8 protein-coding genes and 1 pseudogene are annotated in these 9,636 nt (G+C 60.8%); all 9 read right to left on the reverse strand.

Annotated features, from left to right (window positions below; translation table 11 throughout):
- Positions 1-438, reverse strand: a pseudogene (locus tag VIM98_RS10145) (hypothetical protein); the annotation flags it as partial.
- A gap of 84 nt (positions 439-522) precedes the next feature.
- Positions 523-1,965, reverse strand: a complete 1,443-nt coding sequence (gene rmuC / locus VIM98_RS10150) for a DNA recombination protein RmuC (protein ID WP_331992986.1) — start codon at positions 1,963-1,965, stop codon at positions 523-525.
- A 170-nt stretch (positions 1,966-2,135) separates the two neighbouring features.
- On the reverse strand, positions 2,136-3,242 hold the full coding sequence (locus VIM98_RS10155) for a DNA topoisomerase IB (RefSeq protein WP_331992987.1): 1,107 nt from the start codon (positions 3,240-3,242) through the stop codon (positions 2,136-2,138).
- Positions 3,243-3,296: 54 nt separating this feature from the next.
- Positions 3,297-4,472: a class I SAM-dependent rRNA methyltransferase gene (locus VIM98_RS10160; protein WP_331992988.1), complete on the reverse strand. Its 1,176-nt coding sequence runs from the start codon at positions 4,470-4,472 to the stop codon at positions 3,297-3,299.
- Between the two features lie 37 nt (positions 4,473-4,509).
- Positions 4,510-4,947 carry a hypothetical protein gene (locus tag VIM98_RS10165; protein ID WP_331992989.1) on the reverse strand — a complete coding sequence of 146 codons (438 nt, stop codon included), beginning with the start codon at positions 4,945-4,947 and terminating at the stop codon, positions 4,510-4,512.
- A gap of 94 nt (positions 4,948-5,041) precedes the next feature.
- Positions 5,042-6,235, reverse strand: coding sequence for a glutathionylspermidine synthase family protein (locus VIM98_RS10170; protein ID WP_331992990.1), 1,194 nt, complete (start codon positions 6,233-6,235; stop codon positions 5,042-5,044).
- Entirely contained in the window at positions 6,235-6,789 is a 555-nt protein-coding gene (locus tag VIM98_RS10175) for a DUF1190 domain-containing protein (RefSeq protein ID WP_331992991.1), read from the reverse strand. The genes VIM98_RS10170 and VIM98_RS10175 overlap by 1 nt, the downstream gene beginning before the upstream one ends.
- A gap of 333 nt (positions 6,790-7,122) precedes the next feature.
- Complete coding sequence (locus VIM98_RS10180) at positions 7,123-7,998, reverse strand: fucose-binding lectin II (protein ID WP_331992992.1); 876 nt, start codon at positions 7,996-7,998, stop codon at positions 7,123-7,125.
- A 113-nt stretch (positions 7,999-8,111) separates the two neighbouring features.
- On the reverse strand, positions 8,112-9,389 hold the full coding sequence (locus tag VIM98_RS10185) for a fucose-binding lectin II (protein ID WP_331992993.1): 1,278 nt from the start codon (positions 9,387-9,389) through the stop codon (positions 8,112-8,114).
- Positions 9,390-9,636: the final 247 nt, after the last annotated feature.

Raw genomic sequence — 9,636 nt, forward strand, 5'->3', positions numbered from 1 at the left:
GCGGAATACCGCCACGCCGATGACGCCGACGTTATCCGGACGTCCCGTTCGCGCCGCATAGCTTGCTCCCAGATCGGTAAACAGGAAGCCGGCCACTTGCTCGTCGCTCTTACGCCACCCCAGCACGGAGAAGGTGCGGTAAGCATCGAGCACATAGCCGGGTTGCGACCAGTTCGCGGTATCGCCGGTAATGGCATTGACCCCGTCGACCGAGAGCACACCCAGCACGGCGTCGTCGCCGGAATTGCGCAGATCCACTCGATAACGATGGCCGGGCTCCCCGGCGACGTAGTAGCGCCCGAGGTGTCTGTAGACCGGCAGCCTTGCGCCGGTGTCGCGGTCGACGATGTTGACGTCGATCAACCGCCCTACCGCGTACACAGGCACAGCAAACCCCAGGCCGGCCACGCAGGCCAGCATCCATCCGAACGCCTTCATGGAAGTGCTCCGTCATGCATCCGGCAGTGGATGCGTTGGGAGATGGAACGAAGCGGATGGAGAAACAGGGTTAGCGGCAAGAAATCATTCGGGTTGCCCTTCATCGGGCTCGTCGAGTTCGGGCAGCCCGTCCCCAAGCAATTGCTGGCTGGCATCGTCCGATAGTGTTTCCACGCCGCGCAGCTTGCGTTCGATCGCTCGCGTGCGCTGCCCCGCGCTACTGATGCTCCGTTGGACGGTCTCCAACTGCTTATGAGTGCGCTCGAGGACCGTAGCGAACTTGCTGAACTCGGTTTTCACGGCGCCGAGCAGGGTCCACACTTCGCTGCTGCGTTTGGCAATGGCCAGCGTGCGGAAACCCATCTGCAGGCTGTTGAGCAGGGCGGTCAATGTGGTCGGACCGGCGACGGTGATGCGGTGTTCGCGCTGCAGGAGTTCGAACAGGCCGGGCCGGCGCAGAACTTCGGCATAAAGGCCTTCGGTCGGTAGGAACAGCAGTGCGAAATCGGTGGTATGCGGCGGGGCGACGTACTTGCTGCGAATGCGTTTGGCTTCCTCGCGTACCCGCAATTCCAGTGCGCGGCCGGCCTGTTCGGCAGCTGCCACGTCGGCGGCTTCCTGCGCCTCGAGCAGGCGCTGGTAATCTTCGATCGGGAATTTCGCATCGATCGGCAGGTAGACTGGTGCCTCGTCGCCGGGGCCGGGCATGCGCACGGCAAACTCCACACGTTCGGCGCTGCCGGGAACCGTGACCACGTTCGATTCGTATTGATCGGGCGCGAGCATCTGCTCAAGCAAGGCACCCAATTGCACTTCGCCGAGCATGCCGCGCGTCTTCACGTTACTCAGCACGCGCTTGAGATCGCCCACGCCACTCGCCAGGCTTTGCATTTCGCCCAAGCCGCGTTGCACGGCTTCGAGCCGCTCGGAGACCAGCTTGAACGATTGCCCCAGGCGCGCTTCCAGCGTGTTCTGAAGCTTCTCGTCGACCGTCGCGCGCATCTGTTCCAGCTTGGCGGCGTTGTCGTCCTGGATCGCTTTGAGCTTGCTTTCCAGCGTGGCACGTACTTCGACCAGGCGCTTTTCATTCTCGTCGGACAAGGCGCGCAGCCTGTCCTGCAACAATTCACCGAAACGGCCCAGCGCCAAGGCGGATTCTTCGCGATTGCGGCGCGCATCGTCGGCCATGCGTTGCGCCAGCTGTTGCAGGCCGGTATCGGTACGCTCGGTCAGAAGATCCATGCGCTGGCCGAACGCGATAATGCGCTCGTGCTGCTGCGCGGCCATGCCATTGAGCTGCTCCTGCAGCAGGGCGCGAAATTGCTCCAGGTTCTGGGCCTGTTCACCGCGTCCCGCGCGTTGTTCCTGGGCCAGCGCATCGCGCAGATGGCGATTGTCGTCCTTGAGCGCATCCAGGCGTGCATGCAGGCCATCGCTGCGGCTGCGCAAGAGCAGCACGACCTGGAGGACCAGGACGATGGTGGCAAGGACCGCCAGCACGGCCAGCAAGATTTCGGTCAAGGACATGGTGTTTCCGGGAAGCTGCAAGAAACAGTGTAGTCAGGGCGGTCTCAGGTGTTGCGACCGCTGGAATGCTTATCTTAGGCGATGGCGCGTGGTGTTGCGGGCTCGCCCCCTCTCCCCTGGCAAAGTCGGAGGAGAGAGGGCTGTGCAAATGCAAGGGGCTGAGGTGTACCTCAGTGTGCTCCCTCTCCCCTGGCTTTGCCGGGGGAGCGGGTCGGGGTGAGCGGGGCTCTTCGCCGCCGCAAAAAACGCAACGTCAATTGCTCCAGGCGCCTTGGATGCGTCACATCCGCCTTTGGCACACATCGGTGCAGACTTCCGTTCGCCCAGCCTTCGAGTACTGTGGGGTGGATATACGAAGCGCGGCAAACCGCGGGCGTATTACCTAATACGGCGGCCACTTGGCGTATGGCCTCCAACAACAAGCTGCGTCGTGCCCGCTGTCCTCCCTTTTGCGGTAGCGGCACGCATGCCAGCTGCTTCACCGCCTGCACAGTGCCGCCCCAAGTGCGAAAATCTTTGGCCGTGAAGTCAGCGCCGCAGACCTCGCGCAGGTAATCGTTGACCATGTCCGAATCCACCGGTTGTGCGACACCCTGATCGTCCTGGTACTGGAACAGGCGCTGCCCCGGCAATTGCTGCACGCGCCGGATCACCCGCAGCAAGCGTTTGTCGTCCAGTTCGACATCGCGTTCCAGTCCGCTCTTGCCGCGAAAGTGCAGGCGCAGACGTCCGCGTTCCTGTCGTAAATGACGGGAGCGCAGGGTCGTCAAGCCATAACTATGATTGTCGCGTGCGTATCCCTCGTTGCCGACGCGGATCAACGTGTCATCGAGCAGGCGCAACACCAGCGCGATGACTTTTTCCCTGGGCAGGCCAGGCAGGGCAAGATGGCGACCGATCTGCCGGCGCAAGCGCGGCAGAGCGGCGCCGAAATCGATCACACGCTCGAACTTGCCGCCGTCGCGCACGGAACGCCATCGGGGGTGATAGCGATATTGCTTGCGATGGCGCGCATCGCGCCCCGTTGCCTGCAGATGTCCACGCGGATTCGGGCAGATCCATACATCCACATATGCCGGAGGCACGGCGAGCGCGCGGATGCGCATGAGTTCGGCCGGCTCGGCGATGCGCCGGCCTTCGCTGTCGATATAGCAAAAACCCTTACCGGCACGCCGCCGCCGGATACCGGGTTGCGCATCGGATACGTAGACCAGCCCGGCTTCGCGCGCGTGCTGGCGTGCTTCGAGCTCGATCGTCTGGGTCTTGGCCTGGCGCATGCGTTCGCAGTGTGCGCCAAGCCGATCAAGCCGATGTATACGCGGCGTGCCTTCTCAGAGCACCCGGCAGAAAACGGCCTTGAGATACCGCCCTTCAGGTACATCGCTGCGTACCGGATGATCGGTACCGGCGCCAGCCACGTGAAGGATCTGGATTTCACGTCCCGCATTCAACGCGACGCGGCGCAGCATTTCCAGGAAATCGGCTTCGCTGACCAGGCCGGTGCATGAGCAGGTCAGCAGCAATCCGCCGGGCGGGATCACATCCAGCGCCATGCGATTCATAGCGAAGTATTTCTTCAAGGCATCGACGATGCGATTGCGATCGCGGGTGAGCTTGGCCGGATCGAGCACCACGGCATCGTAGCGTTCGCCATGGGCTGCCGCCTGGCGCAGCCAGTCGAAGATGTCGGCTTGTTCGAAGCGTACGTCGACACCGTTGACCTGCGCGTTGGCGCGCGCAACATCGAGAATCCCCGCATCCATATCGACCCCGGTCGCTTCGCGCGCACCGGCGGCCATCGCATGCACCGCAAAGCCGCCGGCGTTGCAGCACAGATCGAGCATGCGCCGGCCCTTGGCCAGTTCGGCGAAGCGTTTGCGGTTGTCGCGCTGGTCGGCGAAGAAACCGGTCTTGTGGCCCGAGCCCGGTGCGGCATGGAAGCGCAGGCCGTGCTCATGGACCTGGACGGCATCGGGTGCTTCCATGGCGCGGCAGTCGAACGATTCCTGCTTTTGCACGTGCGTTTCAGCGAACCAATACAGGCGTGCCTGAGGGAAATGCACGAGCAGCGCCTGGTGGATGACGTCGCGGAAGCGCCACATGCCGGCAGCGAAATACTCGATCACCAGGATATCGTCGTAGCGGTCGACAATCAGGCCCGATAATCCGTCGCCCTCGCTATGCACCACGCGCCATGCATCGCTTTCGCGGTCCAGCTGCAGTAGCTCGCGGCGCAGTGCCACCGATTGGGCGATGCGTTTTTCGATCCAGCCGGCGTCGATCGCTTCGTTCGGATCGGTGGTGAGCAGGCGTAGCGCGATGCGCGCATGGCCATTCCAGAACCCGCGCCCGATGAATCGTCCCTTGGCGTCGACCACCTCTACCACGCTGCCGGGAGGCAAGCGTTCGGCCGGCTTGTTGACCTGGGCGGACCAGATCCACGGATGACCCGGTGTGCGGTCGGTCTTGAGCTGGATGACGGGAAGCGTATTGGCGGGCGTATTCATCCGCCCATGATACCGCCCGGCGCAGGCTTCGAAGCGCTCAGCGCAAACGGAGTGCTACCCAGGACAGCAACGCCAGCAGATTGACGCCGATCCGTGCGACCGCCGGACCGGCTGCGGCAAGCGCGAAACCCTGGGTGCCGAAGCGCCACTCCAGGCCCAGGTGCGGGGACGCCTGCCAGGTGGCGTAAACGTTGATGAAGGCGGTGGCGTGCAGGCCATAGGTGAAGATCGGCGTAGCGATCAGTGGAATCTGCAGGATCTGCGCCCAGCGCGAAAAGGTCACGCCGCGGTCGCCGCCTTCCAGCAGCAGGATGCCGGCCATCAGGATGAAGCCATACAGCAGCAGGCCGATCAGCGCGAACACGGTATCGTTCGTGCTACCCAAGGGCAGCAGGCGGCGCAGCATCTGCGCGACACCATACAGGCCACCGGCGATCTCGAAGACGCCAATGATGCGAAACAGAATGGAGCGCACGCTCAGGCCTCGCTGCAAAAGTGGCAAGCTTAGCCCAAGCCGGCCGGCTTGTTTCATCCGGCTGCGCTGCCTGGAAGCATCGATCAGGACGTATTTAGGCGACCAGGGTCGCTCGTGGAGCGTCCATGGCCGGCTCGTCGACAATGGCGTGCGGGACGAAGTGAGCGCTATCGCGGGTAATTGGCGATCGATCCTCGCGCAGCCCCATCCCGCAAGCGCGATCGCCGACCACCCAGCTACCGATCAGCACGTGTCGGCCGTCGAAGGCGGGCAGGGGATGATAAGCCTGCCGAATGTACGGGCCCTCGTAGGGACCTGTCGAATCCAGCTCGGTGCCATCCGGCAAACGCATCGCAATATTGGCGCCCTCGCGCGAATACAGCGGTTTGCGCACCCAGCCCGGAGCCAGCGCGCTGGCGTCGTCGAACACAGCCGGCAGTAGATTGGGATGGCCACGATGCTTCTGCCAGAGCAGCGGCAGGATGCCCTTGTTGCTCAGCACAGCCTTCCACGGTGGTTCGATCAGTTGCATGCCGGCGCGCGGGAGATAGCCGCCGAAGGTCTCGCGGAACATGTCTTCCAGCGGATAGAGCTTGAACAGGCAGCCGATCGCACGATCGTCGAGGTCGGTAAAGCGCCCATCCTGCGAGATGCCGATATCCTCGATGGCGATGAGGCCGCACTCGATGCCTGCTTGCACGGCGCAATCGCGCAGGTAGGCTACGGTCCCCTGGTCCTCGACCGAGCGGCCTACCGCCGCGGCATAGAAGGGCCGCGCTATCTGCCTGGCAATGCTGCCGAAGGCTTCGACCAGGGATTCGTAGATCGAATTGAACTGATCGGCGCCGGCAGGCAGCGCACCGCGCATCAGCTGTTGTTCCAGCCATTGCCATTGAAAGAACGCCGCCTCGAACAGCGAGGTCGGCGTGTCGTAGTTCAATTCATAGAGCTTGGCCGCACCGGTGCCGTCGTAGGCAAAATCCATGCGGCCATACAGGTGCGGGTCGCGGCGGCGCCAGCTTTCGGCGATCCAGTCCCAATAGGGTTCGGGAATCGCCAATTGACGCAACGTGGCATCGTCCTGGACGATGCTGTCGACCAGATCCAGCGCCATATCGTGCAGCTCGGCGGTCGGCGCCTCGATATCGTCCTCGATCTCGCGCAGGGAGAAAGCGTAGTAGGCCGATTCGTCCCAGTAGGGCTGGCCGTCGAGAGTGTGGAAATCGAATCCGCACTCGGCGGCGAGCTCGCGCCAGTTGGCGCGCTCGGCGATCGCGATGCGACGCATTACTCGCCCGACCCGCCGCGTCCGCCCGCGCGGCTGCCGAACCCGCCGCGGCTGACCGTCGTCATGGGCGCATCGGCGACGACCGAGACGGGGCGCATGCTGCGCGAACCGGCAAAGCCTGTGCCGCCGGAGCCGCGGTAGACCGAACTCTTGTCGTCCGGGCGTTGCCATTGACCGCCAGCGTTGCGGAACGCCGGCCCGCTGGCGAAGCCAGATACGGGCGAACCATTGCGCAGCATCTGCGAGATAAAGAAGCCGGTCATCAGCGGTACGAAGAACGAATGGCCGCCATTATCGGCGCGCTCCTCGCATCGGCTGGCGCCGTAGTCGGCTTCGCAGGTTTCGCGCGAAGCGAACTGCGGACTTCCGGTCGCAGCCTCGTTGCGCGCCTTGTCGTAGGCTTGTTGGCAGGCGGAGGCGTCATGCAACTGCGCGGTGCACGTCTCCACCGAGGTATACACCCCTTCGCGCGTCGTCTCGTCATCGCCGCAGGCTGTCAGCAGCAACGGTGTGGCGCCCATCAGCAGAAGAGCGGCGGTCCTTGATCGTTTCATCGAGCACATCCGTTTTTCGATACAGGCAAGCATGCCCGTTCGAGGGTTCTTGCGGAAGTGCTTGGGTGAGGACGCCGTCGGTTCCGCTGACATGGCCTCCGTGTCTACTGTCGTTCCGGTGTCCCTACAAGGGATGGGCTTAAGCCGAGACAGGTGTCTTTGCCTCTTGGCCGGCCGCCAACGTTGCCGGTCAATACAGCGTCGATGCGCGACGGTTTCCGCTAAAGGGGCCGGCAACCAGCAAAGCGGTTGCCGGCCCTCACCGTTCCATGGTTAGAACGCCATCGGTGGCTTTTCTATGAAGTCGCTACCGTAGCGCCTCTTCAAGGAAAGTCAGCCCAGGCCCCAATTAATGAAGACAATAGTGTCGTTGTAGTCGTTGTCGCTACCGTCCTCGGTTCCCAGGACAATGAACCCGGGCTTGTTGTCCAGCGGATTGTCGGCAAAACGCCACTTGCTCATCTTGCCGTTTACGCTCACCTCGACACATACCTGCCCAGTTTTGGTGTGTGCGACGATCTGGCCCGGATTGACGTTCTTCAGGCCGCTACCGGTAAGGGTATGGGACGGCTTATCCTCGCCGTCGATGTAGACCTTGATGGTCTGGGTGGCGGCGGAATTTATCAGTGCGTTGAGAGCAAAGTCGGTGTTGGCCGGAAGCTTGAAGCACTTCTTCCCGCCGTTGGGATTGTCGCCGCACGTTCCGCCGCACTTGCAGTCGCAGTCATCCGTAATTTGCGTCACTTTCATCTCGGTAATGCAGAAGTCGTTTCCGCTTCCTCCGGAAACGCTGTTGAAGATCTTTAAGTAAGCGTCGGATTTCTCGGCTTTGAACGACCCGGTGAGCCAGGTGCCGGCTCCCGTATCTGGAGTGGCGCTGGTAATAACGCGATCGGAAGGCGCGTCGTCCTTTGTCGCCCCCACGCGCAACGACAATTCCGGAAACGGCTTGACGTTATTCAGCCTCAAGGTATGCACAGAGAATTCATACGTGGCACCGGCGACGAAATCAAAGTGCTTGCCGAGTACCGTGCCGCTGTTGTCGACCAGGTCCTGGGTGGGGACGACAAATGCCATGCCGCCGAGGTCTTGTTTGTAGTAATTGTCGGTAAGGATCCAATTTGGCCTGTGAGCAGGGTTGAATTCATCCAGGCGTGGCGTCCAGCCGTTGAGATCCTTGTTGCTGAAATCGGTGATTTCTTTCAACATGATAGAGTTCCTGAGTGATTGGCTAAGCGAGAGATTGCAGCGCTCTGCGAATTGAGAAATTCGGCAGGCACTTATGAAAGGCGCCTGTCGGCATCAAGACGCCCGGCGCGCCGTCATTGCAGCGACCAATTCAGAAATACGATGCTGTCGTTGTAGTCATTGTCGGTGCCGCTTTCTGCGCCGATCATGATGACTCCCGGCCTGCGATCCAGAATGTCGTCGACGTAGCGCAGCTTGCAGGGCTTGCCGTCGGCTTCCACTTGAATGCAAACCTTGCCCGAACCGGAGCTGTAAACGCCTGCGTTGGATTTCGATGCATTGAGCATGGGCGTATTGTTCTGGCCCTTGCCGTTAAATGTATCTACCAACTTGTCGTCGACAAACAGTTTTACTGTCTGATTGTGAGCCGTGGTGTTGGCGAACACAGTGATGCCAAACTGGGTATTGGCGGGAAGATCGAAGCACTGTTTGCCCGAATCATTATCGCCACAGCGGCCCTTGCAATCGCAATCGTGGGGATTGGGGTCAGGATCGGGCGTGGGATCGGGATCGGGATCGGGATCGGGATCGGGATTCGGGCCCGGCTTGGGGTCGTCATGGCAGTCGCAATCTCCCGGGCCAGGGCCGTGCTTTTTGTCGCCTGTGTAGCCGCCCGTGTTCTTGCCCGAGTCGTTGTGGTGTGCTTCCTGACCGACCTGAACAATAGCGTCCACCTGCTCGACGCCGTCCCAATCGGCCTTCAATTCGCCAGGGCCGGAAGCAAAGGTCTTCTTCGTTAGCGAAGTACCCTTGTGGAGATATACGTATTGCCCGCCCTTGAAGAGGGCAAAGATGTCATACGCATTGACTTTGCTGCTCCACATCACAGCAGAGTCCAGATCTTTGTCGAAGCCCAGCTCTGTCAACTTGGGGCACAGAGTGGCAATCTTGGTGGCGGCAGTATGAACTTTCTTGTGGACAAGATCGTAAATTACGTACTTGTCTCCTTTAAAGAAATAAACATAGCTGCTGCTATTGTCCGGATAGACGTGAACCGTGGCATCGATATCGGCATCGAAGCCTTCCGCACCCGCGCCGCCCAGCCCAGGGAACCCTTCGGAGATTTTTCGAATCCCTGCGTTCGGGCCGTCTGCTCCCTCTACGGTATCGGTGGCCGGGGCGTACACTACAAACTCGTCTTTCTTAAAGAAGTACAACTGCCAAGGGTCGAGCGTATTGGCTGCCGCCGGATGATGGGCGTTGAGGGCGAAAACGTCATCGATATCTTCACAAAACTTATCTGGCAGATTCCAGTCGACCTTGATGACGCGCCTGTACTCCGTTTTTCGGCTTGGGATATCCCATTGGATGTAGCATTTTTTATTGAAAATAAAATACTTAGCTAGTCCCATTGCTGAAATCCTTTTGATTTGTTAATGGCCTGATACATTTCTTCACACCATTTGCACGGTTTCGCGTTGCCCTCATCTGCAGGATGTGAATGAGGGGTTCTCATTTAGCGCCTCACCGGAATGTTGTGATTTTGAAATCAGCCATTTTCTTTTGAGATTCGGTATCCAATCTCGGTAGATTTGGTCAACTAGGATGGATGTCTCGTTTCGCAATCGCGCAGCTAAAATCATTAGCGGCCAATTAGCG

Origin of the sequence: Dyella sp., from assembly GCF_036568765.1 — a bacterium.
In the GTDB taxonomy this organism is placed as follows: domain Bacteria; phylum Pseudomonadota; class Gammaproteobacteria; order Xanthomonadales; family Rhodanobacteraceae; genus GSA-30.